Consider the following 26495-nt stretch of genomic DNA (forward strand, 5'->3'; position numbering starts at 1 on the left):
AGCCGCTAGTTGCTAGCTGCTTCCTCACACCGACTTCACCGGAATCAGCGTCAGATCGTCCACCAGCCCGACTTCCTTCTGCACGAACGGCTCAGCGTATTTCACGCCGGCCAGCAGTCCGTAGAAGCCGGCCATGGTCTCCAGGCGCGAACGGATTTCTTTTTCCGAAGGGAAGATGTCACTGCCGGCGCTCTGCTCGCTGTATTGCGACTTGTACGCCATCAGCGCGTTCAGCCGCGTTTCAAATTGATCGGTAATATCCACGACGAAGGTCGGCCGCACGTCATAGTAGAGACTGGCGTAGATGATCTTGAACGGGCGATGCGGCGCCCGGTGGCTCACCGCCTCCCCGAGCGCGCCCCCCAGCGAGCCCGGCTTGTCGCCCAGTTTCTTGAGTCCGGCGAGGAAGCATGCTTCATAGCCCAGCGTCGCGCAGTTGTAGTGGTCCGGATGGCGTCCTTGCCAGTAGGGAAGAATCACCACCCGCGGGCGTTGTTCGCGGATCACGTTGGCGATCTTCAGCCGGTTTTCCCAGCTGTTTTCCACGCGGCCGTCGGGGATATCCAGCGCCTGACGGAAACTGGCCCGCAAAATCTTGGCGGCTTCAGCGGCTTCGCGGGCGCGATCATCAGCCGTGCCGCGTGTTCCCATTTCGCCTTGCGTGAGATCGAGGATGCCGGTGCGCTGCCCGCGCTGCGCCATCTTCAGCAGGGTTCCGCCGCAGGTCTGCTCCACGTCATCGCGATGCGCGGCAATAGCCAGCACGTCCAATGCAGGCGTGCTCAATCCGCTTCTCCTTCAATGGTGACTTTTTCGCGGACGATCAAGCGATGCCCGGCCATCAGCTTGATCTGCGGAATCACGCGGTCAACATGTTCAGCCTTGTCAATGAAAGTCAGGACCAGGGGAAGTTTTCCCCCGGCGTCCACCAGCGTGGACGTCTTGACCCGGCTGTGCCCGGTAAAGCCGGCGACGGCATGCAGCACGGTGGCCCCCGCAATCTCCTGCTCGCGCAGGTACTTCAGCAGTTCCAGATGGAGCGGACGGCGATGCCATTCATCCGCCTCATTCAAATACACCGTCACTTGCACAGCGCTGCCGGTTTCAGTCATAGAGACAGAAGTTTCTGACAAGTTTCAGGCCCCATCAGGATTCTACGCTAATGGCCGCTTAAATCGCCCGGGCAATCGCTGCGCCCGCCAGCACAGCGCCCAGGCACAAGAGATTGTTGGTGAGGATGTTGGCGGCGAACAACGTCCAGTGGCCCTGTTCAAAGTACGCCATGGTTTCAAAGGCGTAGCTGGAAAACGTTGTATACGACCCGCAAAAGCCAATCGCCACCAGCAGCCGCCACATCGGATTCGCCAGTACGCGTTCCGTGGTCCAGACCAAGAAGAAGCCCAGAAGGAGGCTGCCGCTGATGTTGATGAGCAGCGTGCTGTAGGGAAAGGCGAAGTCGCCAAAGCGGACGATCATCTTGCTGACGATGTACCGCAGGTTCGCGCCCAGAACGGCGCCCAGGGAGATCCAAGCGTAAGCTTTCCACTCCACCAGAGTTCGCATCAATATGGCTCCAATATTAAGTTGTAGGAGTCATCAGCCACCGGGGCGGTTTAAGGCGAACTCCATCGCCTGCCAGTTATTAATAGCATATCTCCTGGAAATAATGCCGAGTTTTGCAGAAACTTTGCCCCAAATCTGGTGCGATTCGCGCCAGAACGAGTCACAACCTATCTTGTAACGTCTGGGAGTGATGTTTATCCTAGACGGTTCGGTTCTTCCCTCTCCCATGAGTCCGCTGGAAAAAACTGCCCGCAAGCTTCGCAAGGACTTCCGCTCGTGTGTAGCGCGCATGGACGATGGCCGGGATCTCTCTGCCCGGAACGTGCACCGCTTGCGCGCGACTATCCGCCGCGTGGAAGCTCTGGTCGGATTCACCCAGCCGGACTTGACCGGGAAGCGTCGCCAGACCCTGCTTGACCTGGACAGCCTACGCAAACGCGCAGGCAAGGTGCGCGATCTGGACGTGCAAATGGGCCTGCTCGGCGCTCTGGCCAGCGGCTCCGCCGGAGCGGACCGTCGTGCGCTGTTGCAGGCGCTCAGCCACCGGCGGCAACGGCAGGTAAGCCGGCTGATCGCCGCGCTGGGCAAGGTCAACAAGCAGAAGTTCTTTGCCCGCGTTGAGCGCCTTACGGAAAACGCGCGGTCTAACACGGCAAGCGTCACGGCTGGTCCTGTCAAAGCATTTCCTGTGAACCATGGCCCTCTTGAAAGCGCTGTCGGCGGTGTCCGGCAGTTGGCTCGACGGCAAACCGGCGACAAGACACTCAAGCCGCGGAAGCTCCATCAAGTCCGGATAGCCTTGAAGAAGCTTCGCTACGTTGCCGAGTTGGCGGCCGATTCGCCGCAGCAACAGCGCTTTCTCGGCGAACTCAAACCGGTGCAGAAAGCCATCGGCGAGTGGCATGATTGGGAGTCGCTGGCTCGCGCCGCTGAAAAACATTTCAGTGATCGCATCAATTGTCCGCTGCTGGTGGAAATCCACGCTCTTTTTGCCGCCAGCTATTCCGCCGCCACCGCCGCCGTCAGTCATTATCTAAACGCATACCGTTTGATCGAGCCTGCCGCTGTTCCGCCGGCCAAGCCACCCAAATCGGCGCCGTCCGCCAGCGCGCTGGCCCGCACGGCGTAACTGGCCTATGCCGGTCTTTGCCGCAGTAGACATCGGCTCCAACTCAGTCCGGTTGAGCATTGCTGAGTTGCGCCGCGGCCGCCTGGTTCCGCTGCACGAGGACCGCGAAGTCACCCGCCTGGGGGAGCGCGTCTTTCGCGACGGCAGTCTGGATCCGCAGGCCATGGCTTACACCCTGAAAGTCCTGCGCAGGTTTCATCGCATGGTGCAAACCTACGCCGTAACGCGGACGCGGGTCGTGGCCACCAGCGCCTTGCGTGACAGCCTGAACGCGGCGGTCTTCGCCGAATGGGTCCGGGCCACCACCGGTTGGAACCTGGAAGTAATTTCCGGCCTGGAAGAAGGCCGGCTGATTCACCTGGGCGTGGTGGGTAGTCTGCGAGTTCGTCCCGCCAAGCTGCTGCTGATTGATCTGGGTGGCGGCAGTTGTGAGCTGACTCTGTCCGCGCGCGGCCACATCAGAGAAATTGCCACACTACCTTTGGGCGCGGTGCGGCTCACCCAGGAGTTCATCCAGCACGATCCTCCGCGCAAAGATGAGCTGAAGCGGTTGCATGACTTCATCGCTGAAGAGGTGGCCCGCCTGCCCCGGCAGATCGTCCGCTCGGACGCAAAGATTGCCATCGCGACTTCGGGCACGGCGGCTGCGCTCTCCTCCGCCGCGCACGTGCTCAAACTGTCACGCAAAATGGTGACCCGCTTGGCGGCCGGCAAGCTGGCCAAGCGGCTGGCCAAGCTCACCCATCGCCAGCTCGCCTCCATCAAAGGCATCAACCCCAAGCGGGCGGAAATCGTGATCGCCGGCGCCGCGGTCTACACCCAGCTCATGAGCGCATGCGGACTGCGCAGTTTTCGCTATTCGCCGCTCGGCTTGCGCGACGGCATTCTGGCGCAGATGGCGGCGGAGCATGACCGCCACACGCGTTCCCGCCGGCAACTGGAATCGGACCGCGAAGACGTGCTCATCAACATCAGCCGCCGCTACGGCGTGGACCTGAACAACGCCCACCAGGTCAGCAAGCTGGCGCTCAGCATCTTTGACCAGTTCCGCTCCGTGCATCGCCTGGAAAAAGATTTTCGCGAATGGATTGCCGCCGCCGCCGTGCTATATGAAGTGGGGCTCTATGTGAATCCAGTGGGCCGGCACCGCCACGCGTACTACATTATTTCCCGCTCAGAATTGTTTGGCTTCACTCCGCTGCAGCGCCGGATCATCGCGACCATCGCGCGCTTCCAGGGGAACTCACGCCCGCAACTGCGCGACCGCCTGATCAAAGTGCTGCCGGCCGGCTCGCGGTCTGACGTGATCAAAGCCACTGCTATCCTGCGCGTGGCCCGCGCGCTCAACCACGGGCGCCGGTCCGCGGTGCGCGCGGTGCTCGTGCTGGCGCGCGATGGACAAATCACCATCAACGTGAAGCCCGCGCGCGGCGGGGCCGCTCTGGAATTGTGGGCGGCGGAAAAAGAAGTGTCTTACTTCCGCGAGGTCTTTGGGCGCGAGCTGAGCTTCAAGCTGGCTTGAAGCGTTCGCGCGATCTTGGGCGTGACCAGCCATTGCAGCGTGCCGTTGCGCCCGGTCATCTCCACCTTGGCGATGGAACCCTTCTTCAAGTCCACGCGGGCCGTGCTGGGCGCGGCGATCAATTTGCTCAGAAATTCCGACAAGCTCGGATTGTGTCCCACGACCATCACCGCGTCGAACTTCCGGCAGCGCGCAGCCAGGTCCTGGAATTGTTCCAGCTCAGCGTCCGGCAGCAGGGCCTCGTCGGTCTGCACCGGAGCTTCAAACGCCAGTTCGTTGGCCACCAGGGAAGCGGTCTGCAAAGCGCGCCGCAGAGGGCTGCTGATGATCTGGTCCACCTGAACGTCAAGGTTGGCCAGCAGGCGGCCGGCATACCGGGCCTGCAAAATTCCTTCTTCGTCCAGCGGACGATGCTCGTCCTTTCTTGCATTCTGGACGCTCTTGCCGGCGGATGCGTGGCGCAAAAAGTAGAAGACCATAGGCTCTTAGTTTTCCACCGCCTGCATCCTTCTCTTGGCAGAACCCGCGCGGGACGTGGGCTCTACCGGGGGCGGAATATCCGCGGCCGTGGCCGTTCCTTCCGCCAGGGCCATCAGAAACTCCTGGGCGACAAAGCTTTTCTCTCCGCGCCGCCGCGGCAAATGGTGATAGTTTCCATTGCGGTCCAGAAAGCGTGACTTGGTGTTGTCCGCCAGGTACGCGGCCAGAATCTCTTCCTTCACGCGCTGCTTTAGCACCGGGTCGAGAAGCGGGCACAGCACTTCCACACGCTCGTAGAGATTGCGCGGCATCCAGTCCGCGCTGGAGATATAGATCTGTTCGTTGCCGCCATTCTCAAAATAGAAGATGCGGCTGTGCTCCAGGAACCGGCCCACAATGCTGCGCACCACAATGTTGTCGCTGATGCCGGGCACGCCGGGACGCAGGCAGCACATGCCGCGTACGTTGAGGTCAATCTTTACTCCGGCTTGCGATGCCCGGTACAACGCCTGGATCACATTTTTGTCCAGCAACGCGTTCATTTTGGCGATGATCCGTGCCGGACGTCCCGCCCTGGCATGCTGAGCCTCCCGCTGTATATGGCCCAGTGATGTTGCCGCCAAATCGATGGGCGAAATGGCCAGCGGTCCGTAGCTGGGCGCTTCCGAGTACGCCGTGAGGTAGTTAAATACCTGGTGCACCGCCGACGTGATCTGCGGTGAGGACGTAAGCAAACTCACGTCAGTATAGAAACGTGACGTAGTCGGGTTGTAGTTGCCGGTGCCGATATGGGCGTACCTGCGCGTGACGCCGTCAGCGTCATGCCGCACCAGCAGGCAAAGCTTGCAATGGGTCTTCAGGCCCACCAGTCCGTGATAAACCGGCACGCCTTCATCTTCCATCATGCGCGCCCACTGAATGTTGGACGCCTCATCGAACCGGGCCTTGAGCTCCAGGACGGCGGTGACTTCTTTTTCCGCTGCCGCCGCGTTGATCAATGCGTTCACGATGGGTGAATCGCGACTGGTGCGATAGATCGTCTGCTTGAGCGAGATAACGTCGGGATCGCTGGCCGCGCTCTCAATGAAGTCCACCACAGCGTCAAACGAGTCGTAAGGATGGTGGAGAAGGATGTCGCGCTTGCGCAGCTCGGCAAAGATGTTGCTGCTGCTCTGCGGCAGGCGCAGCTCGCGCGCCACAAAAGTTTTGAACTTGAGGTCGGGACGCTCGGTGAGATCGTAAAAGTTGAATAGCCGCGAGAGGTTCACCGGACCTTCGGTGTAGAAGACCTGCCAGTCGTCCAGCTCAAAAGTTTGCTGCAGTCGGCGGGCGATCTCGGTGTTCACCCCGGCGTCAATCTCCAGGCGCACGGCATCGCCCTTGCGCCGGCGATGCAACTCCGTGCGCACGGATTCCAGCAGGTTGCGTGCTTCTTCCTCTTCCAGATACAGATTGCTGTTGCGCGTGACACGGAACGACGCCGCGGAGACAATGTCATACCCGCGGTACATGCGCGCGGCGTAGTAGGTGAGCATGTCAGCCAGGAAAATGTAGTCAATGCCTGACTTGGAAGGCAGACGAACCAGCCGCGGCAGGACGCGGGGCACTGTGATCACGCCCATGTAGGTGCCGGTCGCGCGCCGCTTGCGCTTGAGCAGCAGCGCGATGCACAGCGCCTTGTTCAAAACCCGGGGGAAAGGGTGCGAGGGGTCCACGGTCACCGGCGTGAGCAGGGGGTCAACTTCCCTCAGGCAATAAGCGTCAACGTAGGCCACCTGTTCGTCGTCCAGCTCTTTGAACTCCAGCACCCGGATGTTCTCTTTGGCCAGCGCGGGCAGCAGCTTGTCATTCCAGCACTCGTACTGCTTGCGCAGAAACTCGCGGGTCTGCTGGGCGATCAGGTCGCGCTCCTGTTGCGCGGTGAGAGCGTCCGGGCCGGAATCTATAAAGCCTTCTTCAATGCGCTGCAACAACCCGGCCACGCGGACTTCAAAGAACTCGTCCAGATTACTGGCGGAAATGGCCAGGAACTTTACCCGTTCCAGCAGGGGATTGTGTTCGTCGTCAGCTTCTTCCAGCACGCGCCCGTTGAAGGCCAGCCATGAGGTTTCGCGATTGATGTAGAGTGACGGATCGTCAACAGAGCGGTTCATAGAATCAAGTGGTCTGTGATGGGTGGTAACGGGCCTTGAGGGGATTGAAACTCTGCCCGGCCAACCCGCCCCCGTATCATCATTGTAGCTTTTTCTGTGGCTTTTCTCCCCACCCAAAGGTCCCAATATACTTCAACTAATACTTTATGTATTACTTGTAACTATTTGACTTCCTGAGCACGATGTCTTACGTCTGCACCCCGTACCCAGAAGATAACGTCCTCGGCGATGTTGGTAGCATGGTCGGCCACGCGCTCCAGGTTGCGGGCCACGATCAGCGTGTCCAGGGCGTCGCGATGCGTTTCCACCTGGTGGGTCATGGCGTAGTCGGCGGCCTCAAAAATTTCGCGGTTCATGTTGTCCACCAGGTCATCGCGCTCGAGCACCGACTGGGCCATGTCGGCGTTGGCGGTGAGAAAAGCGTTCAATGCATCGCGCACCATGTTGATGGCCAGGCTGGCCATGCGCGGGATGTCCACGTTCAGGCTGGACCGCGGATGGGACATCATATCCATGACTCGTTCGGCGATGTTCACCGCCTGGTCGCCCACGCGCTCCAGGTCAGAGTTGATCTTGATGCAGGCGATGATGAAGCGCAGGTCCACGGCCATGGGCTGCTGCATAGCCAGTAGGTCAATGGAGAGCTCATCCACTTCGCGTTCCACCGCGTTGATCTGGGCTTCATCGCGCAGCACCAATTCGCACACGGAAATATCACGGTTCTGGAAGGCGCGCACCGCGCGTTCCACCGCCTGCTCAGCCATGCCTCCCATGGCCAGCAGCTTCTGTTTCAGGTCGTCGAGTCCTTGATGGAAGCGAGTTCGCGTCATCCAAACCTCCCGGTAATGTAGTCTTCCGTCCGCTTGTCAGAAGGCTTGGTAAACATCTTCTCGGTCTTATCGTATTCGACCATGGTGCCCATCAGAAAGAAGGCTGTAAATTCAGCCACGCGCGCGGCTTGTTGCATGTTATGCGTCACAATCACAACCGTGTATTGTTTCTTCAGTTCAAAAATCAGGTCTTCGATTTTTGCGGTGGAAATGGGATCAAGCGCGGAAGCCGGCTCGTCCATGAGCAGGACGTCCGGTTCCACCGCCAGCGCCCGTGCGATGCACAAGCGCTGCTGCTGCCCGCCGGAAAGGCTGGCGCCCGACTTCTTCTTCAAATCGTCTTTGACTTCATCCCACAGCGCGGCTTTCTTGAGCGATTCTTCGACAATCACGTCAAGTTCCCGGCGGTTGGAGAAGCCATTCAGCTTCAGCCCTGAAGCTACATTGTCATAAATAGACATGGTGGGAAAAGGGTTGGGCTTCTGGAACACCATGCCAATGCGCCGCCGCACGGTGACTGCGGCCACGCCCTTGCCGTAGATGTCCATATCGCCCACCGTGACTTTGCCTTCCACGCGCGTGTCCGGCAGCGTCTCATGCATGCGGTTCAGGCAGCGCACAAAGGTTGACTTGCCGCACCCCGAAGGCCCAATGATGGCCGTGGTGTGCTTGTCCGGCAAATCAAGATTGATGCTGCGCAGCGCCTGCGTCTTGCCGAACCAGGCGCTGAGGTCTTTTACGTGGATCCCGGCGTCCATTAGTTGGTCCCTTTCAATACGCCCCGGCTGGCAACAGCGCGGAAGATAATTACCGTCCCCATAATGATGGTGATCAGCACCAAGGCGCCCGTCCATGCTTGCCGGTGCGCCTGGTCATACGGCATGGTTGCGTACTTGAAAATCTGCAACGGCATAGCGGCGACCGGCTGATTGAGCTTGAAGCTCCAAAACTCGTTGCCCAGCGCGGTGAACATGAGCGGCGCCGTCTCGCCGGCGATGCGGGCAAAAGCCAGCATGATGCTGGTGATGATGCCGGAACTCGCCGTGGGGATAACCACTGAAAGCGTGGTCCGCCACTGCGGAATACCCAGCCCGAAGGCCGCTTCGCGGATGGACTGCGGCACCAGGAGCAGAACTTCTTCCGTGGTGCGGGCGATGACCGGAATCATCATGATGCCCAGCGCCACCGAGCCGGCAAACAGCGAGAAATGCTTCTGGGTCGCCACTACCAGGGCCCAGGCGGTGGCGCCGATCACGATCGACGGCACTCCGTTGAGCACGTCGGCGGTGAAACGCACCGCGTTGCCGTACATGTTGCGCCCGTATTCGGCGAGAAAGACTCCGGAACCAATTCCCAGCGGTATGCCAATAGCGCTGGCCACCACCAGCAGCATCAGTGTGCCCACGATGGCATTAGCCATGCCGCCGCCGGTCTCGCCCACCGGCACAGGTATCTGCGTCAGAAATGCCCAGTTCAACTCGGTGATGCCGTTTTTGACCACGGTCCCCAGAATCAGGAACAGAGGCACGGTGACGATCAAAGCAAAAAAGGTGATCACCCCGAGTGCCAGCCAGTTGGTCGCCCGACGTCGCCACTGAATGTTCTGTGTGACCGGGTTAGGCATTCACCCTCGCAGGCATTCCCCGGGTGATGGACCAAACCAGCAAGCTGGCCAACGCGTTCACAATAAGAGTCAAGACAAACAGGACCAATGCCAGCTCTACGACGGCGCTGAGATACATATCGCCCACCGCTTCAGAGAATTGGTTGGCGATGGAGCTGGCCAGCGTGTCACTGGGCGCGAACAGTGATTTGGCGATCTGTGCGCGATTGCCGATCACCATGGTCACTGCCATGGTCTCGCCAAACGCCCGGCCCAAGCCAAGAATGACGGCCCCCAGAATTCCTGGGCGCGCATTGCGCAGAACGCTGATACGCAGCATCTCCCACTTGGTGGCGCCCAGGGCCAGCGCGGCTTCACGCTGCTGCCGAGGCACCGCCGACACAACTTCCCGCGTGATGGACGCAACGATAGGCAGGATCATGATGGCCAGGATTACACCTGCCGCCAGCATGCCGTAGCCATACTTGGGGCCGGTAAACAGGCCCGTCCAGGCGAAGTACTTGGCCAGAAAAGGTTGAACATACGAACGCAGAAACGGCGCCAGCACAAAGATGCCCCACAGGCCATAAATCACGCTGGGGATGGCGGCCAGCAACTCCACCAGAAGCGACAGAACTGGACGGATGAATCGAGGGCAGATTTCGGTGAGGAACAGCGCGGTTCCCAAAGAAAGCGGAACTGCCAGAGCCAGCGCCACCAGCGAGGAAACCACCGTCCCGTAGACCACGGGGAGCGCGCCAAAGTCTTCAGCGACCGGGTCCCAAATGGTCTTGGTGAGGAAGCTGAGCCCGAACTTGCTGATGGACAGGTGAGATTGGGAAATCAACTCGTACAGAATCAGCCCAACGATTGCTACCAGGGCCAGGGCACATAGCGTGGCCGCCGACCGAAACGCCGCGTCTGCGAACACGCTTTCCTTGGCGCTCAACCGGCTCCTGGATGCCACCACAGGTTCCGGTTGGTCGCCCGCAGTCCCGCTCAGGGCTGTCTCCGGCTCCTGTGGGCCGGAATCGCCGGAAGCTGCGGGTTCGGGAAGTGTTCGCATGTCAGGAAGCTACCAAAGCATTGTTAAATGATTGTTAAAAAGAGCGCCGGGGGTTGAAGCCGGCGCTCAGAGGGGTAAGGAGGCTGAGATTTCCCGTGCTTGTCCGGGAACGAATTGTCCTGCTGATCTACTTCTTCGCGGACTGCTTGGTGTCTTGCTTGTTGGCTGCCTTCTTTTCTTCCTGCTTGACTCTGATTTCCTTGATCCGGGCCTTGACCTTGGCCGCCACATTCTTCGGCAGAGGCGCGTATTGCAGGGACGAAGTCATCCCCTGTCCCTTGTCCACCATCCAGTTCAGAAAATCCACAAAGGCCTTTTCCTTGGCGGCGTCTTTCCATTCCACCGGAACCAGCAACCAGGTAAAGCTGCTGATGGGATAGGCGGCTTTGCCGGGAGCGTTGGTGATGGAAACGCGGAAGTCCTCCGGCATGTCTTTTACTGAAGCCGCCGCAGCGGTGACCGAATCCAGACTGGCCTTTACAAACTCTCCCGCGGCGTTCTGCACGCTGCCGAAGGGCATATTGTTGGAAACCGCATAGATCAGTTCCACATAGCCAATGCTGCCGGGGGTCTGCTTGACCGTGCCGGCCACACCTTCATTGCCTTTGCCGCCCAGCCCCACCGGCCAGTTGACGGAGGTCCCTTTGCCGACTTTGCTTTTCCATTCGGCGCTCACTTTGCACAGGTAGTCAACCCAGATGTAGGTTGTGCCACTACCGTCGGTGCGATGCACCACCACGACGTCCATATCAGGGAACTTAACGCCCGGGTTGGCCTTGGCCAGCCGCGGGTCGTTCCACTTGGTGATTTTGCCTAGGAAAATGTCGGCCAGCACGTCACCGGTGAACTTCAGTTCGGCGTTCACGCCGGGAATGTTGTACATAGGCACGTCCGCGCCCAGCACCGTGGGGATGTGCAAAAGCCTGAAAGGCGTTTCCGAAAGCTGCTTGTCGTCCATGGGGCCGTCGCTGGCTCCGAAGTCCACCGTGCCAGTCTGGATCTGCTTGATCCCGCCGCCGCTGCCGATGGATTGGTAGTTGATGGCGACGTTCGGATGCTGCTTGTGATATTCGCTGAACCATTTCGAGTAAATCGGGTTGGGAAAGGTGGCTCCGGCGCCGTTCAGGTTCGTGTCCGCGGACGCAGTCCCCAGCATGAGCGCAAGCATCAGCCCTGCGAGCAAGTTGATCCTCATCAGTTCCTCCTTGAAAGTGGGTCTTGTCACTCGAACTCTAGGAGAGCTTTGTTACAAACTGATGAAAAGCAGATGAATAGAAAATGAAAACAGGCCGAGTGCGACGGTCTGAAGACCGTAAGACGATGCAGGGGAAGGGACTTGGGAAGAGATCGCCGTGATCGCTCGTGATCGCCCGGAATCGCCGGAATCGGGAAAGGCAAACCTCACCGCATTTTGAACGCTGATGACGCTGATCACACCGCCGAGGGCGGCGGTGCCACACGGTCGTCCTCAGGCTTTGGGCAGCGTAAAGAAGAACGTCGAGCCGTGCCCCACGCTGCTCTCCACGCGGACGGTCCCCCCGTGGTTGAGGACGATGTGTTTCACGATTGCCAGCCCCAGCCCGGTGCCGCCGCTTTCGCGCGAGCGCGCTTTGTCCACGCGGTAGAAGCGTTCAAAGATGCGCGGCAGATGTTCCGACGATATTCCCGGGCCAAAATCCTGGACATAAAACTCCACTGCCCCGGGATGCTCCTCGGCTCCGATGAGGATTTTCTTTCCGCTCTGGGCGTAGCGCAGCGCGTTGCTGATCAGGTTGGCGAAGACCTGGTGGATGGCGTAGGCGTCGGCCAGCACCTCCGTCTCCGGAACGCTGCCCACGCTGATCTCCACGCCGGCGGCTTTGGCGTCTTCCTGCATGGAGCTTGCGGCTTCCGCAACCACTTGTCGCGCGGGATGGGGACGAGCATCGAGCTTTTCCTCGCCGGACTCCACGCGAGCCAGCACCAGCAGGTCTTCGGTGAGGCGTCCCATGCGTTCGGCGTTGCGGCGGATGACTTGCAGAAAATCGCGGGCATCGCCGGCGCCGATCTCGCCGGAATCAAGCAGCGTCTCCGCGTAACCGCGGATGGACGTCAGCGGCGTGCGCAGTTCGTGGGACACGTTGGCGATAAAATCCCGCCGCGTCTTCTCCACGCGCTCAATCTCGGAGATGTCATGCAGCACGCTGACCACGCCGCCGTCGGGCAGCGGCTCAGCGGTAATCGAAAACGACCGCCGGCCCGCCAGCCCTGTCGCAATGTGGCTCTCCCGCTGTTTGGAAGCCAGCGCGGACCGCAAGGTGGAGAGGAAGTCCGGATGCCGCACCAGTTCGGTGACCGGAGCGCCGATCTTCACTGGCTGGTGGACCATGCGGGTGATGGCCTGGTTGGCCCACAGCACCTTCATGTCCGGCGAGACCGCGATGACGCCGTCGGTCATGCTGTTGAGCAGGGCTTCCAGTTGCGACCGGCTCTCGCGTACGGCGTTAAAGTTTTCCTCCAGGCGGCGCGCCGTCCGGTCCAGGGCCATAGCGACTTGCGCCACTTCATCGCCGCTGGTTTGGGCGATGCGCGCGGTCAGGTCGCCGGCGGCCACCTGTTCGGCAAACTTAACGATGCGTTTGAGCCGCGAAGAGACGTTCTGCGCAACGGCGATGGCCAGGACCAGAGCGAAGAGCAAGGCCCACGCCGTCCCGCGCAGCAAAGTGTTGCGGACGGCTTCAATGTGGCCGCGAAATGAAGATAAGGGATAGGCCAGGCGGACAATCTTGTCTCCGCTAGGAACGGCCACGTAGAGAAACTCAACGCCCACGGTGTGGCTGAGCCGAGTGGATGTGCCGGTCAAGCCTTTCAGGGCGGCCGCTACTTCTGCGCGCCCAGCGTGGTTCTCCATGGTCTTGGGGTCAGCCTCAGAATCCGCCAGGACAACGCCGTCGCGCGCGATGATGGTGACGCGCGTCTCGGTGATGCGGGCCTCTTCCGCGGCCATCTGCTGCAAGGAATGATCGTGATCGTTCTGCACGCGCAGCGCAAAGCCCTGCGCGTTCTGCACCAGCAAACGCTCAATGTCCGTCTGCACGGAACTCTCCCAGGTGCGGCGCACGCTCAAGTCCAAAGTAAGCGTAGCGACGGCAATCACCGCGACGAAGGCGGCCAGGGTCTTGAGGAAGATGCGGTTCCTCATTTTGCCGCCTCAAACTTGTAGCCCGCGCCGCGCACTGTGCGGAGATATTGCGGGTCTTCGGCATCGCGCTCAATTTTTTCCCGCAGCCGCCGGATGTAGACGTCCACCGAGCGTGGCGTGACGAAAGACATGTCGCGCCACACGGCGTCCAGCACCTGGTCGCGAGTGAAGACGCGTCCTGGATGCGAAGCCAGAAAGTGGAGCAGGCGGAATTCCGTGGCGGTCACGTCCATCGGCTGCCCGCGCACGGTGAGCGACATGGAATCGCTGTCCAGGGTAAAGTCCGGCGTAGTGATACTGCTGGTCACGGGCTGTTCAAAGCGCCGCAACACCGCCCGCACCCGGGCCACAAGCTCGCGGGGACTGAAAGGCTTGGAGATGTAGTCGTCGGCGCCCAGGTCCAGGCCCTTGATGCGGTCTTCTTCGGCGGACTTGGCCGTCACAAAGATGATCGGCACCTTGGCCAGATCGCGGCTGGCGCGGACCTGGCGGCAGACCTCAAGCCCGCTGCTGCCCGGCACCATAATGTCCAGGAGAAACAGGATGGGCGGATTTTCCCGGGCCATGGGCAGCACCCGGTCGCCCGCCGCCGCCAGCAATACTGTGTATCCTGCTTGCTGCAGGTGATGGCGAACCAGATTGGCAATATCCTGGTCGTCTTCCAGAACGATGATCGAGGGTTTCACGCGAGTTCTCGCCTTCCGCCGACCCGATTCTATATGGGAAATGCCTTGGTCTGAACTAACGCTCAGCTTGAAGGCGAGTTATTTGTACACCGCTGGGGCACGCTGCTACCATAGTTCGGTGAACCCCTTCAAGAAACTCCTTGCCGTATCCCTCCTCGCCTTGTGTTGTCTGGGCGCTGTTGGTTTTTACTCCGGATCGTCACCGGTGGTCCTGCCGCCGGTTCCACCCACGGTGGATTCCATCACCCCCGGCGAACTGCGTATGCATCTGCAATTTCTGGCTTCCGCGGAGCTGGGCGGACGTTACACGCTATCTCCCAGCTTTGCCATCGCGGCGCGTTATCTGGCGGCGCACCTGGAGGCGTACGGCTTCCGCGGCGCCGGCGATCATGGCAGCTTCCTGCAGACTTTTGAAGTGATCTCCGCCAAGCCCGACGTGAGCAAGACTTTCCTGGAGGTGACCATCGGCGGCAAGCCGGTGACGTTCAGCCTGGGAGAGGCTCCTCCTTTTGGGGGCATGGCCAGCGGCGACGCCCGCGGCCAGATCGTGTTTGCCGGCTTCGGCATTTCATCCGCTGCGCAGAAGCATGACGACTACGCCGGCCTGGACGCGAAAGGCAAGATCGTTCTGCTGGTGTCAGGAACGCCGGCGGGGGTTGATCCATCCAAGCTGGCTGAAACTGAGCAGGGCCAGGGCGCCGCGCGCGCGCATGGGGCTGTAGGAATCCTGCAAATCCCTCCCGCCCGGTTCCTGGAATTCATGAAGGACAAGACACAGGTCGAGCGCTTTGCTTCCCGTGAATCCGTACGTCTGGCCAAAGACTCTGATGGCCGGTTGCCCCTGATGTCGCTGGGCCCCGATGCGGCAGACAAAATTCTGGCGGCCGCGGGACTAACTCTGAAGGCCGTGACTGAAGCGGTCGAGAAAAAGCAGCCGCTACAGCCCAAGCCGCTGGACGCTTCCGCCCATATGGCGATGGTGGTGCAGCAATCGCGTTCGACCACGCAGAACGTAGTGGGAATTCTGGAGGGATCTGATCCCGGCCTGCGCGGCGAGTACGTGGTTTTCAGCGCCCACTATGACCACTTGAAGACCAACGGTAACGGTGAAATCTATCCCGGCGCCGACGATGACGGCTCCGGCACAACGGCAGTGCTGACCATCGCCCACGCCATGTCCTTGCAGCGGCCTAAGCGCTCGGTGCTGGTCATCTTCCACGCCGGCGAAGAACTGGGCCTGCTGGGTTCAGAATACAATGCTGACTTCGCGCCCGCGGTGCCGCTGGACAAGATGGTGGTGGACCTGAATATTGACATGATCGGACGTTCCAAGCCGGAGGGCGACACGCAAAAAGAAGACGAGCATCTGACTGACGCTCACACCGTGTATCTGGTGGGGTCCAACCGCATCAGCCCGGAACTGCACGGGCTGAGCGAAGATACCAACGCGGAATTTCAAAAGCTGAAGCTCGACTATTACTACAATGATCCGGCCAACCCCGAGCGCATCTATTTCCGCTCCGACCACTGGAACTACGCCAAGCACGGCGTTCCCATCATTTTCTACTTTGATGGCGTGCATGTGGACTATCACAAGCCTACTGACACTGTGGACAAGATTGACTTCGCCAAGATGACGCAGATCACCCGGCTGGTCTTTGAAACCGGATGGCGCATCGCCAACCTGGACCATCGCTTGAGCAAGACGCCCTAAGCTTTGCCGCTCTTGGGAGGAGTGGACCGGAGCGGGCGCGTTTCCATGTAGTTGTCTATCACCAGGTTCAGCCGCTCAAAGAATGAGCCGGATTGCGTCACAGCCGGGATGTCGGGCTGCGGAGAAAGCTTCCTCATCACTTCAGTCACGCGCTGCAGCCGCATAGCCTGCTCACGCTCGGGTGCGGTCGCGGCGGCATCGCCATCTTCCAGGCAAGCCCACACGGTCCGGCGCAGGCGGTCAAGCGCGGTCTTGAAATGCCCCAGCACCTGGATGGCAGCAGCGTTTTCGCCAAAGAACTGTTTGGCGACGGTGGCTTCCGGGCCGGCCAGCCGCAGCTCGCTGTAAAGGGCTTCCAATTCCCAGTTAATGTTCTTGATCCGTTCCAGCACGCGGTCCGTGGTTTGCTGCTGTTGCCGAGCTGGCGTATCTCTTTTCGTTGAAGAGTTCTCGTTTAGGTTCATGTCCTATTTGAAAGCTAAGAGAGAGTCAACACCAAGGCTTACCACCATACTGTTTCGCCAGTGGAAAGGTAAGGGTGAAATCCCTGAGTTACCTAGGAAGTCACTAGCGCGTGGTGAGATGCGCCGGGAAGGCGTGAGGCCCTGATGCAAATGATTGCGCAGTCGCGGGCGGAGCTAAGGCTGGCCGGTCTAGGCGATGCGGCAGCATCTAATCAATGCAACGGGCCAGGACCACGGTGATATCGTCAGGCTGTTCGGTAGACCCGATCCAGTCCTGGACTGCGGCCAGCGCGTGCTCGGTGATGCGCTCCAGAGGCAGGTGACGCTGCCCGGCGATGGTCTCGATCAGACGTTCTTCTCCGAATTCGCCAAACTCGTTTTCCGGCTCGGTCATGCCGTCACTGAAAGCGATAAAAAGATCGCCGGGACGGAATTCCACCGTCTCCTGCGCGTATTCCATATGATCAAACAGTCCCACCACCATGCCTCCGGTTTCCAGGCGGCGGACTTCGCCATCGCGTCCTAGAATGATGGGCGGAAGATGGCCGGCGTTGGAGTAGGTCAAGGTGCGCTTTTCATCGTCATAGAACCCCAGGAACATGGTGGCGTACTTTTCCGGCTGCGTGCTCTGAAAAAGATGGCGATTCAGCAGCCACAGCACTTGTGACGGCGAGGGTGGCGCCGACGCCATGGCCAGGCGCATGGGACTAAGTTCACGGTCGAAGGCCGAGCCGGCAACCACGGGAATCATCTGTTCCTGCTGGTAGGCGCGCACCGCGGAATGAATGGTTGCCATCAGCAACGCGGCGGAGATGCCTTTGCCGCTGATGTCGCCCACGGCAATGCCAATCTGGTCCGGGCCGTAGGAAAGAAAGTCGTAATAGTCGCCGCTGACGATGCGCGCCGGACGGCACACCCCGTACAGTTCCAGCGACGGCGTTCCCGACATGGCCTGGGGAAAAAGCTGGGCCTGCACTTCGTGCGCGATTTCCAATTCGCTCTGCAACCGCTCCTTTTCTTTTTGCTCAACAATGAGCTTCTGCAGAGACTCGGTCATGGAATTGAAAGCGGTCTGCAGGGCCGCCAGTTGGTCTTTCTCCCGAACTTTGATGCGATGGGTGAAGTCGCCGCGATTGACGCGTTCGGTTGCACTGTAAAGATTGGCCACCGAATAAGTGATCGTCCGGGTGAGGCGAATTCCAATGATCAGGGCTACCAGCACCACGGTGGCGAAGGTCACGGCCGCGGCCAGCAAGAAGACCCGCACCGTTTCCGTCCAGCTCTCCAGCGAGGAGGTTGACGTGAAGTAGGCATAAACAATGGAAAGACGAGTGTTGCCGCCCAAAAGCCTTAATTCGGACCGGCCGGTGGTCCAGTCCTTGGTTTCAATCAACCCGCCAAACAGGACTTCGCGGTCCATCCGGTTCTTGGGAGCAGGCAGCGAGCCGGCGGTGATGGTCGGCGGTGCATTGATCTCTGGAACCGGAACGCCGTTCTCGGTCTTTACCGGGACTTCCCGCGGAGCGAAGGTAAGCGAGCCCAGACCGGATGCGACCCTGGCTACAAACTGCCGGTCGAACGGGACACTGGAGATCACCATCACGCTTGAACCCGCGGGTCCGGTGGTATTGACCGCGCGCACGTAGTATTGTCCCTGGTCAAAGACCAGCCCGGTGAAACCGTCTTTCAGCCACTTGGGGCTGGCTGCTTCTGGAATAACGCTGATGGTCCGGCCGGGAAATGCGGCGTTAGTATTGATCTGTTCCCGCTTCGCGCCCTGAGCAATACGCTGGGCAATGGCGGCGTTGGCCGCACCCAGGCGCTGTTGCTGCGCGTTGATCTCTGAGACGGCAAGAGAAGTCGCAAGGTGCTCAATCACAATGTAGCCAGTGCCCAGGGCCAGCATCACGGCCAGAGTGACCGGCACGCCGCCGATGAAAAGATAGGTCACGATGAGCCGGTTGCGGACGCTCCACATCACGTGGTCGCGGAACCAGCGCACGCCGATGATCACGAGCAAAATTGCCAGGACGGTGCCGAGCAACCCGGGAGACGTCCAGGCGTGCAGCACATCGGCCGCGCCAACGCTGCCGGTGAATCGCAACGCGCGTTCCAGCAGGAGCAGGACGACTTCCATGGCTGCACAATAGAACGTAAACCGGGCCAACCGGCTTCGGGGAACCAGTCCCAGCGCCGCCAATTTGCGGACGACTTTGGAAAATACGGACAACTTGTTACTGATTATAGCGTTGCCGCAATGGATGGGAGTTGCAGATGCGGTTACAGCCTGCCGAGCAATTCGCGATGGTACTCATATCCGTAGGCCATGCCGAGCGAACCCGCGCTGCTCTTTAGCCGATGGTACGAGGAAACAGCGTCAATCCCGAAAACATTGCGCAGCCGGGGAAGGCTGGGCGAGGGCAGCAGGGGCCAGTGGTCCATACGGAATACAATCCACAACTTCAATTTCAGCAGGGCCAGCAGGGAATACAGGCGGAACTCGGTGGCGGCTTGGACCAGCTCCTGGGCCAGCGCCTGCCGTTCCTGATCGCGCTGCGGCGGGAGGGACGCATCGGATCCCGCAGAGCGCGGGGACAGGTTGTCCGCGGCGAAGTTGCCTTGCGCCAGTTCCATGTTGCCCCACTCCACCAGCACCAGCGCGTTGTGCGACATGCGCAGCAGGTATTCGCGCATCAGATGGATCCGTTTGCGCTGCCAGGCGCGGAATTCACGGGGAGAAAGACGCAGCCGGAAGTTCACTTCCTGCGCTGGATCAAGCAGCGCTTCCAGTTCTTCCAGCTCGGCGGGGCGGAGATAGGGAGGAACGTCGTCGCGGGTGCGCGTAGGGAACTTCCCCAGAAGTTGGAGGGCGGTGAATCCAGCAAACGCCAGGACAAGACCCACCAAAACGATCGTGATGAGATCAAAAATCATTGTCTAAAAATGCGCTTTGCAACCGCAGTATACCGCTTCAGGTCTGAAACCATCTGTTCTGGGGTTAACCCCAAGGCTACGCCCGGCTGGGGTGGACCTGGTTCTTTGACCAGGAAAGTAACCAGCCAGACCACCAGAGCCACAGTGTACGTGATGGGAGGGGTAATTCGAACCACGGGGTCGAATTTCTTTCCAAATTCGGAACGTAGCAAATAAACCACCAGAGAACCAGCCGCCAATACGCCAAAACCCAGGGCTATGCCAAAGGCATGCTGGCGGTAACGCACCCGAAAGAACCGGACCAGCAGAATGAAAAGAAAGAAGATTCCGATTTGCAGGAAGCCGATCCCAATCTCCAGGGAGATAATTGTGGCAAACTTCCAACTGCCAGCCGGGAGAGGCCGAAGCACCGCCCTCAGGACCGCAATGACCGTCATCAAGACTCCAATTCCCGGGAAGAGGAACCTGAACCAGGGAAGGCGATAGAAGTTCTTGAATACAGTCTGGAAGATTTCATGAAGGGCAAGAAAGGCGAAAACCGTATAAAGAGTCTCGCTGCCCCAGTAAACTCGCAGATAAGTTGCTGGATGATTGCGAACCGCCAGCGCCACGATTGTGCTCACGACTGAGAATGCAGTGTAGGCGACGAACGCCACAAATTGGCCGCGGTGAGCCCCTCGAAGAAGAAGCACCAGCAAACATATCTGCAGCGTAATTCCAGCGATCGCCAGCGCCAATTCTGCGTTGCTCATGATAGATAAAGGAGTGGCCAGCTTAAACCGGCCACTCCAAACCCGCAATCTTATTTGCTGGAACTAGCGGGCGGAATCGGCACTGGGACAGGACCTCCGCAAACGGTCTGGGCCACACTTCCGCTCACCAACAACAATGTGACCATTAACACACGAATCGCATGCGTCCTCATACATATCCTCCTTGAGCCCCTTCGCGCCGCATTTCCCGCGGTGAAGAGAGCAGATTTGTCGAACAAGTGGAACCCGTAGAACTGAACTAATCAACGGTGGTTTGGGAGCCAACTAGGGGAAGGCCAAAACTCTGCTGACAACAAGGGGATTGTATCGCGGGCGTCAAAAGCGCTTCAGGAAACTTCGTCAACTTCCGGCGGAGAACCTTACGTGAATTCGATTTCATCTGTTGCGTCGTGCCCCGAATCGCCGTGGCGGGGCGTCCCGGTGGGCCCGTCTGAAGCCAGGGAAGCCCCGGCCAGCACCATCAAAGCCGACAGAAAAGCCCAAAACATAAGCGTGACAGAGATGGTAAAAGGTCCGTAGACCTCCTGAAAATTAAGCCACGGCAGAGTCTTGATATACACCCAACGGGCCAGTTCCCACAAGATGCCCATGGCCACGGCCGCCGGCATCACGTCCAGCGCTTTCACCTTGCCATGAGGGAGGACCCAGTAGATGAGAAAAAAAATCGCTATGCTGGCCACTGTCGCCAGGATCTTCAGGGCAATCGATGCCAGCGTAGAAAACACGAAGTTCTTGCTTCCAAACGTGATCACCTGCAGCATCCATTGATTTCCGGCGGCCACGCCCACTGACGCCATCGCCAGAACGCCGCAGGCGAAGGCCAGGAACAGCGAGACAATCTGGTTTCCTAGATAAGAGCGGTTCTTGGCAAAGCCCCATATTCGGTTAAATGCCACTTCCAGTGGCAGGAACACCCCGGTGGAGGTGATCAGCAGGATCACAATGGATGCCCACTTGACTCTCTGGCGGGCTTTGACCAGGATGTCCAGATTGCGGACGACGAACTCCTGCCCGGCCGGCAGGTGGTCGCGCAGAAGCTGGAACACCACGTTCTGCATCCCGGGAGAATGGAACACGTTCTTGATGAGCCAGATGATCAGCACCATGAACGGGAAAAACGAAAGAATGGCGTTGGCCGCCACCGAGAACGCAAAAGTGTGGGCTTCAGTCCGGGTAAGGTAGCGCAGCGTCGGAATGCCGCGTTCCACGACCATACGCTTCCAGGAGCCCCACAGGAGCGTCTTGACGAACGATTCCGCCATCTGGGCGGCCCCAGCGTCTTTATGAAATGGGCTTGTCTGCATTGGGATTGAGTGAATCGTAACAGAAATGCGCTTCCCCAGAGGCGAAAACGTTCCTAATTCCGGAACAATAGTCACGGTTCAACCATTCACCTTGGAGCGGGGCCGGGCGCGCGCCAAACAAAGTGCTTTACAAAAATCAGACTTCCTGAATATTATGCCTAGCTCCCAAGGGTGACCCCAGAAGGGGCAGGTTCGGGTTGGTGTTTTTGTACAGCGCAGCAAAGCTTCACGAAACGAACAGGGTGCAAGGCCGCGGGCATAAACTTGCAGGCACCAGGCATCTTTTTTTGTTGAAGGAACCTACTGGCCGGCAAAGCAGCAACCTCTTCTCTCTTCCTGATTCCGGCAGGGGAGAATTTCAATCTTCAAGCTGAGGCGAAAGGAGTTGTCTGTGAGAGAGAGAGGAACAGTAAAGTGGTTTAACGGCGCCAAAGGGTACGGCTTTATCCAGCGTTCCACCGGGGAAGATGTGTTCGTGCACTTTTCCGCCATCCAGGAAAACGGATACCGGACGCTCAACGAAGGTGAGACCGTGGAGTTTGAACTCCTGAAAGGCCCGAAAGGTTATCTGGCCGCGAACGTCATGCGTGGCGCTAACTAAAAGGCAGGGCGAGTCCCCCTGTTTTCCTTTGGCCCCTTGCTTCGGCAAGGGGTTTTTGCTGCTCCAGAGGGTGTTCCTGACTTGAATACCGTATCTTAGCGAAACAAGAACGCAATGCTGATCCAGATCTTTACCACCACCGGTCCGGTCCAGCTGATTACGTTGCGGGCAACGTGTTGATACCGTGTGATCCCTGTGGCCCCGTGCATTTCCTATGTCCTCCCCGTCCGAAAGCGCTTGCTTCGGTGGACAAACTTGCTTTTTCCCGTCGTCGTTCACCGTCGTCTTGCTGTTGGTCCGTTCCATGAAAAGCCTGTCACCGCAAAATGGAACCCGGACCACCCAACAAAACCTCGGCGTCTTCCCACTACTGCGGCTGCCGTTTAGCAAGTCGCTCTGTAAACGAAAGCCGCCGAGTCTTGCATCGGACGCTTACCGGGTCGCGATGCTGGTGATCTGGTTTGATCATGCGTAGCATCCCGAGAAGCAGTGCCGTACCGTCAATATGTGGCAGCTTGCGCCACAAAATTCAGAAACAAGTTAAAGGGCCGTTAAGTTTTCTAAGAATTTCCCCGGCCATGGCTGAAATCCTTAAGCCTTCGGCGGATTGTCCTGAGGAGCTGGGGTCGGCTCTTCTGCAGGAGGTTCCGGCGACGGTTGCGTATCGGCAGCCTGCGCCTGAGCGGAAGCTGTCGGTTGATCTGCGGCATTGACGTTGCCGGCCCTGGCTTGCAGCGTGCCAGCGGCTGGTTGATTGGACGCGGCAAAAGCGCCAATCGGCTGGCGTCCAAAACTCTGCCGCCGGCGCACGACCACCTTTTGCACGCTGCCGTCAGTGCCTGATGCCAGAATGATGTAATCCAATTTGGGGCTGTCCAACAGGGCGTGCAGAACCTCATTGGGCGTGGCCGGCCCCAAGCGGGCCGCGACTAGCTCTGAAGCCAAATCTGGCGCAACTTCAATGGAAGCCCCGGTCTTGGCGGCCACCAACTCGAGGACTTTTCCCAGAGGAGCGTGGTCAGCTACCAGCGTCAATTGTCCTTGGCGGTAATCCGCTGCCGCCATGGGAGACGGCGCGCTGGAAGCCTCAGCCGGTTGAACGACCGGTTGAACCACCGCTGGTTGCGCGATGGGAGCCGGGCTGGCCACCGCAGGCGAGGCGGCAACCGGCGCAGCCACCACCGCCGGTGGAGCGACGGCAGGCGCGGCAGCGGGCCTGGGAGCTGGCGCCGGAGCGCGACGCGATGCCGTGGAGGCGTCTGGGGGCACAAACGGAGCTGCGCCGCCCATCGCCACTGCTTTGCTCGTTCCAGGAATCGGCGGACGATAAGACACTGCGGTCCGGCCGTGAGTGGCAGGTGAAGTCTGGCTTGGCTGGGCAGTCGGTTGTGGGTTCGGCGCGGTTTGAGCCGGCGCCAACGCCGGCAGTACGGCAAGCACCAGGCTCGCGGCTAAGACTTTATACGACATGGCGTCCGTCTCTTTCTTTGACCGAGCAGGCCAGGCCGGTGGAACTTGCATGACTCCCCGGAAGACGACCGGCCATACTCGCGTTCAATGCTTGCATCGCACGCAAGAATCTTGGGCTAATGAGTTCGCAACGCAGGAGGGGGGATTGGCGGCGTTACGCTGGAGACAACTTCAACAGGCAGGTTCGCCTGCTTAAACTTGTGTGACTGCAAATAGCAATCTGGACCTGGTGGACTGCAACGGCTTTGCCCTAAACACCGCTACGATGTCCGCCGATTGTATTACCAGTCGTGGTCGCCCGCTAAACTCACCCGTTCTGGTTCGAACTCCCGGTTGCAAGTAACGTTGTTTAATCCGCCTGCGGGTGGGTGAGGTTCACGGTTATGGACCTATCACCCGGAAGGCGCTTCTTCGACGCTTCCACAATGAAGGCGGGAAATTAAAGGGTTATTGAAACGCGATTAAAATCCTTAACTTCCGCCTTATCCCTAGCCCCCACAATTCAAAGCCTTTATCCGGGGGCGACAGTGCTTGTCAGCGGGGCTCACTGCCGGCCAAATCGGGACGCAGCCAGACTAGTTGATCGAGGAATCCTGCTGCGAGGAAAAATCTGGTTTCGTGGGACTGCCGTTCGAGCTTAGCGGCAAAGAAACGCGGAAGCATGAACCGTGACCGGACACGCTGGCGAGTTCAATGTCGCCGCCATGTGCGTGCGCTATGGCCTGGGCGAAATGCAGACCGAGTCCGGTTCCGGCCACCGGCGACTTCTTGGCGGACTGCGTGCGATATCCCCGCTCGAAGATGCGGCCTTGCTCGTCGGCAGGAATCCCTTGCCCCGTATCACTGATGGAGATAATGGCCATGCCGTTGTGCGAGGTCAGGGAGACATCAATCCGCCCCTCGGGATTGTTGTACTTGATGGCGTTCTCCAGCAGGTTTAGCATAAGGCGCCAGATCTGGCCGGCATCAAACTGGCCGATCACGTTTTGCTGGAGGGTGCCGGAGATGTGGATGTTGTGTTCGCTGGATTTGATGCGCATCCCGTCCACGGCGGTCTGCACCAGTTCCGACAAATCCTCAGTCTGGCAGTGCAGGGTGATTTGATCGTTTTCCGAGTGCGCCATTTCCATCAGGTCAGAGACCGTCCGGGCCAGCAGTTCCACGTGCTGCAACTGGCTGGAGAGCATCTCCCGGTAACCAGGCTCAGGGCCGCTTTGCCGTAATGCCTGCTCGGTCTCCGCCCGCATTACGGTCAACGGCTGGCGAACTTCATGGGACAAGTTCCTCAGGAATTCACTCATCCGCTGGAAGGAACCTTGTAAGCGGGCGATGGCCGCGTTCACCGTGATACTGAGCTGGTCCAATTCGTCATTTGTACCGAAGACGGGAAGCCGGCTGTTGGGATCGAAAGGGTTGATTCGGGCCGCCGCCGCATTCATCTGTTCCAGAGGACGAAGCATGTTCCCGGTCATGACCCAGGAAGTAATGCCGTGCACCACCAGCACCGCAGGCAGGAGAAGAAAGATGAACCAGCGCAGGTGGGCCGCGTCCTGGTCGGCTTGTTCCATGGGCATGGCCAGCCGCATTACGTAATGCCGCTGTAGCATGCCAGTCACTGGGGCGTTGATCACTCTGAGCCGGGCGTTGGCTTGCCCGCGGAAAGTCTCAAACTCCGCGCTGCCTGCGGTCAAAGAACGCTGTGCCGCATCGCTGAAGGGTATGCGCAGCGAGGCCATATCATGAGAAGTCTCCAGCGTCAGGCCCTGGTCGTTGCGGAGGTCAAAATAGCGGATGTTGCGTTCGAACTGCTCGCGGACTTCGCGGTCGGCGTCTTTGTTGATCCAGCGGACTTCGCCGTTGCGCACCTGCAGCATGGTGCGCACTGCGATGGAGCGGTCCTGCAGCTCGTCGTCAAGCTGGGTGTAAATCCGGCCGGCAAGCAAAGCGTACGCGCCCCAGGCAACAACCGTTACCAGGAGCGCGAACGACAGTGTCTGCTTGAACGCCAGCCGGGAACGCAGGCGGCGTGGAAGCGGTAATTTCATTACTGTGAACTGGAGAGCATGTAGCCGACCCCGCGGGCCGTATGAATCAACGGCTTTTCAAAGCCGTGATCAATCTTCTGCCGCAGGTAGTTGATGTACACGTCCACAATGTTGGTGAGCCCTTCAAAACCCAGGTTCCAGACGTGCACCACCACCATGGTGCGGGTGACGGTGCGGCCGGCGAGCAGGGCGTGCAGCCGTGCTAGAAGTTCTTCAAAGGAGAAAGGCTTTACCAGGTAATCGTCGGCGCCCGCTTGCAGCCCGCATACGCGGTCGGCTACGTCTTTGCGCGCGCTCAGAAGGAGGATACGGATGTTGGAGCCCGACTTCCTCAGCTTCTTAAGGACGGTGATGCCGTCCAGTTTGGGTAGGTTCCAGTCGAGAATGATTGCGTCGTAATCAATCTCCGTGGCTAGTTGCAGGCCTTCCTCTCCGTCGCCTGCCAAATCGACAGCAAAGTGGTCTGCTTCCAGACCCTTTACCAGTGTACGTGCAACTTTCGGTTCGTCCTCAATGACCAGGATCCGCATATTTCCACCTCCCGCTTCGGTGGAAGCAATTGTCACCGAATCTCGTTCCTCGGTGTACAACGGCCCATCCGCTTTGTATGACTTCAGAAACCTTAGTTCCGTCGCTGCTGTAGCCATCAGCGACCCCGGAAGAAGAACATAGTTTCTTACAGTCTAATTGTGATGTGAAACCCCAGACCGTTTCACTTATCTTCTTGCCTGTTCGCCCACATAGTCGTCGTCCACTGCGCTAATTTGCAGTCAGTTCAGCGATTGGACATGAATGGGCGTGCACTATAGTACACATTCTTCCCCAAAATGGAACCAGTTTTTATACTGCCCTTTTGGGTTTTTTGCACTTGTTGCTCGACCGGACCAGCTTGCCCAGAGCGGCGACAATCGCATCTTTTGGCTGATCTGTGGTACATGCAGCGGAGCGATATTAGTACATGTACTTTGAAAGTACAA

General features: G+C 59.2%; 24 protein-coding genes. 4 read left to right on the forward strand and 20 right to left on the reverse strand.

Annotated features, from left to right (window positions below; all coding sequences use genetic code 11):
- Positions 1 to 24: 24 nt before the first annotated feature.
- The 3 genes from bshB1 to crcB are packed head-to-tail and all read right to left on the reverse strand — an operon-like array spanning position 25 to position 1563.
- Entirely contained in the window at positions 25 to 786 is a 762-nt protein-coding gene (gene bshB1 / locus LAO20_19510) for a bacillithiol biosynthesis deacetylase BshB1 (protein ID MBZ5533623.1), read from the reverse strand.
- Positions 783 to 1112 carry a DUF190 domain-containing protein gene (locus LAO20_19515; GenBank protein MBZ5533624.1) on the reverse strand — a complete coding sequence of 110 codons (330 nt, stop codon included), beginning with the start codon at positions 1110 to 1112 and terminating at the stop codon, positions 783 to 785. Before LAO20_19515 ends, bshB1 begins: the two co-directional genes overlap by 4 nt.
- A gap of 58 nt (positions 1113 to 1170) precedes the next feature.
- Positions 1171 to 1563 carry a fluoride efflux transporter CrcB gene (gene crcB / locus LAO20_19520; protein MBZ5533625.1) on the reverse strand — a complete coding sequence of 131 codons (393 nt, stop codon included), beginning with the start codon at positions 1561 to 1563 and terminating at the stop codon, positions 1171 to 1173.
- Between the two features lie 190 nt (positions 1564 to 1753).
- On the opposite strand from crcB, the gene LAO20_19525 reads away from it, so the two are divergent.
- Together LAO20_19525 and LAO20_19530 are read left to right on the forward strand one after the other, a co-directional pair.
- The gene (locus LAO20_19525; protein ID MBZ5533626.1) at positions 1754 to 2692 is read left to right on the forward strand and encodes a CHAD domain-containing protein; all 939 of its coding nucleotides are present in this window, start codon (positions 1754 to 1756) and stop codon (positions 2690 to 2692) included.
- 7 nt (positions 2693 to 2699) lie between these two features.
- The gene (locus tag LAO20_19530) at positions 2700 to 4214 is read left to right on the forward strand and encodes a Ppx/GppA family phosphatase (GenBank protein MBZ5533627.1); all 1515 of its coding nucleotides are present in this window, start codon (positions 2700 to 2702) and stop codon (positions 4212 to 4214) included.
- Here LAO20_19530 and sixA read toward each other — a convergent pair.
- The 9 genes from sixA to LAO20_19575 form a co-directional block, all read right to left on the reverse strand.
- Positions 4166 to 4693 carry a phosphohistidine phosphatase SixA gene (sixA, locus tag LAO20_19535; protein ID MBZ5533628.1) on the reverse strand — a complete coding sequence of 176 codons (528 nt, stop codon included), beginning with the start codon at positions 4691 to 4693 and terminating at the stop codon, positions 4166 to 4168. The two genes, LAO20_19530 and sixA, sit on opposite strands and share 49 nt — an antisense overlap.
- 6 nt (positions 4694 to 4699) lie before the next feature.
- Positions 4700 to 6847: a polyphosphate kinase 1 gene (gene ppk1, locus LAO20_19540; protein MBZ5533629.1), complete on the reverse strand. Its 2148-nt coding sequence runs from the start codon at positions 6845 to 6847 to the stop codon at positions 4700 to 4702.
- 161 nt (positions 6848 to 7008) lie between these two features.
- Positions 7009 to 7677 (reverse strand): phosphate signaling complex protein PhoU, encoded by a 669-nt coding sequence (gene phoU / locus LAO20_19545; protein MBZ5533630.1) that lies wholly within the window; start codon positions 7675 to 7677, stop codon positions 7009 to 7011.
- Entirely contained in the window at positions 7674 to 8435 is a 762-nt protein-coding gene (gene pstB / locus LAO20_19550) for a phosphate ABC transporter ATP-binding protein PstB (protein ID MBZ5533631.1), read from the reverse strand. Before pstB ends, phoU begins: the two co-directional genes overlap by 4 nt.
- Positions 8435 to 9301, reverse strand: a complete 867-nt coding sequence (gene pstA / locus LAO20_19555) for a phosphate ABC transporter permease PstA (GenBank protein ID MBZ5533632.1) — start codon at positions 9299 to 9301, stop codon at positions 8435 to 8437. The genes pstB and pstA overlap by 1 nt, the downstream gene beginning before the upstream one ends.
- Positions 9294 to 10346, reverse strand: a complete 1053-nt coding sequence (gene pstC, locus LAO20_19560; GenBank protein ID MBZ5533633.1) for a phosphate ABC transporter permease subunit PstC — start codon at positions 10344 to 10346, stop codon at positions 9294 to 9296. Before pstC ends, pstA begins: the two co-directional genes overlap by 8 nt.
- A 127-nt stretch (positions 10347 to 10473) precedes the next feature.
- A complete protein-coding gene (gene pstS, locus LAO20_19565; GenBank protein MBZ5533634.1) occupies positions 10474 to 11541 on the reverse strand; it encodes a phosphate ABC transporter substrate-binding protein PstS in 1068 nt (355 codons plus the stop codon).
- Positions 11542 to 11814: 273 nt separating this feature from the next.
- Positions 11815 to 13527 (reverse strand): HAMP domain-containing protein, encoded by a 1713-nt coding sequence (locus tag LAO20_19570; GenBank protein ID MBZ5533635.1) that lies wholly within the window; start codon positions 13525 to 13527, stop codon positions 11815 to 11817.
- Positions 13524 to 14213 carry a winged helix-turn-helix domain-containing protein gene (locus tag LAO20_19575; protein MBZ5533636.1) on the reverse strand — a complete coding sequence of 230 codons (690 nt, stop codon included), beginning with the start codon at positions 14211 to 14213 and terminating at the stop codon, positions 13524 to 13526. Before LAO20_19575 ends, LAO20_19570 begins: the two co-directional genes overlap by 4 nt.
- 40 nt (positions 14214 to 14253) lie before the next feature.
- Between LAO20_19575 and LAO20_19580 the strand changes: the two genes are divergently transcribed.
- Complete coding sequence (locus LAO20_19580) at positions 14254 to 15927, forward strand: M28 family peptidase (protein ID MBZ5533637.1); 1674 nt, start codon at positions 14254 to 14256, stop codon at positions 15925 to 15927.
- On the opposite strand, the gene LAO20_19585 is transcribed toward LAO20_19580, so the two are convergent.
- The 5 genes from LAO20_19585 to LAO20_19605 all read right to left on the reverse strand — a co-directional run bounded on the left by LAO20_19585 (position 15924) and on the right by LAO20_19605 (position 21312).
- Positions 15924 to 16391 carry a hypothetical protein gene (locus LAO20_19585; GenBank protein ID MBZ5533638.1) on the reverse strand — a complete coding sequence of 156 codons (468 nt, stop codon included), beginning with the start codon at positions 16389 to 16391 and terminating at the stop codon, positions 15924 to 15926. The genes LAO20_19580 and LAO20_19585 overlap by 4 nt on opposite strands.
- 208 nt (positions 16392 to 16599) lie before the next feature.
- Positions 16600 to 18621 carry a PP2C family protein-serine/threonine phosphatase gene (locus tag LAO20_19590; GenBank protein ID MBZ5533639.1) on the reverse strand — a complete coding sequence of 674 codons (2022 nt, stop codon included), beginning with the start codon at positions 18619 to 18621 and terminating at the stop codon, positions 16600 to 16602.
- Between the two features lie 50 nt (positions 18622 to 18671).
- Positions 18672 to 19325 (reverse strand): hypothetical protein, encoded by a 654-nt coding sequence (locus tag LAO20_19595; GenBank protein MBZ5533640.1) that lies wholly within the window; start codon positions 19323 to 19325, stop codon positions 18672 to 18674.
- Positions 19322 to 20077 carry a hypothetical protein gene (locus LAO20_19600; protein MBZ5533641.1) on the reverse strand — a complete coding sequence of 252 codons (756 nt, stop codon included), beginning with the start codon at positions 20075 to 20077 and terminating at the stop codon, positions 19322 to 19324. The genes LAO20_19595 and LAO20_19600 overlap by 4 nt, the downstream gene beginning before the upstream one ends.
- Before the next feature lie 380 nt (positions 20078 to 20457).
- On the reverse strand, positions 20458 to 21312 hold the full coding sequence (locus LAO20_19605; GenBank protein MBZ5533642.1) for a YihY/virulence factor BrkB family protein: 855 nt from the start codon (positions 21310 to 21312) through the stop codon (positions 20458 to 20460).
- Between the two features lie 481 nt (positions 21313 to 21793).
- On the opposite strand from LAO20_19605, the gene LAO20_19610 reads away from it, so the two are divergent.
- Positions 21794 to 22003, forward strand: coding sequence for a cold-shock protein (locus tag LAO20_19610; GenBank protein MBZ5533643.1), 210 nt, complete (start codon positions 21794 to 21796; stop codon positions 22001 to 22003).
- Positions 22004 to 22594: 591 nt separating this feature from the next.
- On the opposite strand, the gene LAO20_19615 is transcribed toward LAO20_19610, so the two are convergent.
- From LAO20_19615 to LAO20_19625, 3 genes are all read right to left on the reverse strand, one after another.
- On the reverse strand, positions 22595 to 23473 hold the full coding sequence (locus LAO20_19615; GenBank protein MBZ5533644.1) for a hypothetical protein: 879 nt from the start codon (positions 23471 to 23473) through the stop codon (positions 22595 to 22597).
- A gap of 575 nt (positions 23474 to 24048) precedes the next feature.
- Complete coding sequence (locus LAO20_19620) at positions 24049 to 25518, reverse strand: HAMP domain-containing histidine kinase (protein ID MBZ5533645.1); 1470 nt, start codon at positions 25516 to 25518, stop codon at positions 24049 to 24051.
- On the reverse strand, positions 25518 to 26048 hold the full coding sequence (locus LAO20_19625) for a response regulator transcription factor (protein ID MBZ5533646.1): 531 nt from the start codon (positions 26046 to 26048) through the stop codon (positions 25518 to 25520). Before LAO20_19625 ends, LAO20_19620 begins: the two co-directional genes overlap by 1 nt.
- Positions 26049 to 26495: the final 447 nt, after the last annotated feature.

This window comes from Terriglobia bacterium (genome assembly GCA_020072815.1).
Lineage (GTDB): Bacteria > Acidobacteriota > Terriglobia > Terriglobales > Acidobacteriaceae > Angelobacter.

Coding starts and splice junctions, on each gene's coding strand:
- crcB (MBZ5533625.1), bottom strand. CDS start 1,563: ATGCGAACTCTGGTGGAGTGGAAAGCTTACGCTTGGATCTCCCTGGGC.
- LAO20_19615 (MBZ5533644.1), bottom strand. CDS start 23,473: ATGTCGTATAAAGTCTTAGCCGCGAGCCTGGTGCTTGCCGTACTGCCG.
- pstA (MBZ5533632.1), bottom strand. CDS start 9,301: ATGCCTAACCCGGTCACACAGAACATTCAGTGGCGACGTCGGGCGACC.
- LAO20_19625 (MBZ5533646.1), bottom strand. CDS start 26,048: ATGCGGATCCTGGTCATTGAGGACGAACCGAAAGTTGCACGTACACTG.
- pstB (MBZ5533631.1), bottom strand. CDS start 8,435: ATGGACGCCGGGATCCACGTAAAAGACCTCAGCGCCTGGTTCGGCAAG.
- LAO20_19595 (MBZ5533640.1), bottom strand. CDS start 19,325: ATGATTTTTGATCTCATCACGATCGTTTTGGTGGGTCTTGTCCTGGCG.
- LAO20_19600 (MBZ5533641.1), bottom strand. CDS start 20,077: ATGAGCAACGCAGAATTGGCGCTGGCGATCGCTGGAATTACGCTGCAG.
- sixA (MBZ5533628.1), bottom strand. CDS start 4,693: ATGGTCTTCTACTTTTTGCGCCACGCATCCGCCGGCAAGAGCGTCCAG.
- LAO20_19530 (MBZ5533627.1), top strand. CDS start 2,700: ATGCCGGTCTTTGCCGCAGTAGACATCGGCTCCAACTCAGTCCGGTTG.
- LAO20_19570 (MBZ5533635.1), bottom strand. CDS start 13,527: ATGAGGAACCGCATCTTCCTCAAGACCCTGGCCGCCTTCGTCGCGGTG.
- ppk1 (MBZ5533629.1), bottom strand. CDS start 6,847: ATGAACCGCTCTGTTGACGATCCGTCACTCTACATCAATCGCGAAACC.
- LAO20_19585 (MBZ5533638.1), bottom strand. CDS start 16,391: ATGAACCTAAACGAGAACTCTTCAACGAAAAGAGATACGCCAGCTCGG.
- LAO20_19525 (MBZ5533626.1), top strand. CDS start 1,754: ATGTTTATCCTAGACGGTTCGGTTCTTCCCTCTCCCATGAGTCCGCTG.
- phoU (MBZ5533630.1), bottom strand. CDS start 7,677: ATGACGCGAACTCGCTTCCATCAAGGACTCGACGACCTGAAACAGAAG.
- LAO20_19605 (MBZ5533642.1), bottom strand. CDS start 21,312: ATGGTCGTGGAACGCGGCATTCCGACGCTGCGCTACCTTACCCGGACT.
- LAO20_19515 (MBZ5533624.1), bottom strand. CDS start 1,112: ATGACTGAAACCGGCAGCGCTGTGCAAGTGACGGTGTATTTGAATGAG.
- LAO20_19620 (MBZ5533645.1), bottom strand. CDS start 25,518: ATGAAATTACCGCTTCCACGCCGCCTGCGTTCCCGGCTGGCGTTCAAG.
- pstC (MBZ5533633.1), bottom strand. CDS start 10,346: ATGCGAACACTTCCCGAACCCGCAGCTTCCGGCGATTCCGGCCCACAG.
- LAO20_19580 (MBZ5533637.1), top strand. CDS start 14,254: ATGCCTTGGTCTGAACTAACGCTCAGCTTGAAGGCGAGTTATTTGTAC.
- pstS (MBZ5533634.1), bottom strand. CDS start 11,541: ATGAGGATCAACTTGCTCGCAGGGCTGATGCTTGCGCTCATGCTGGGG.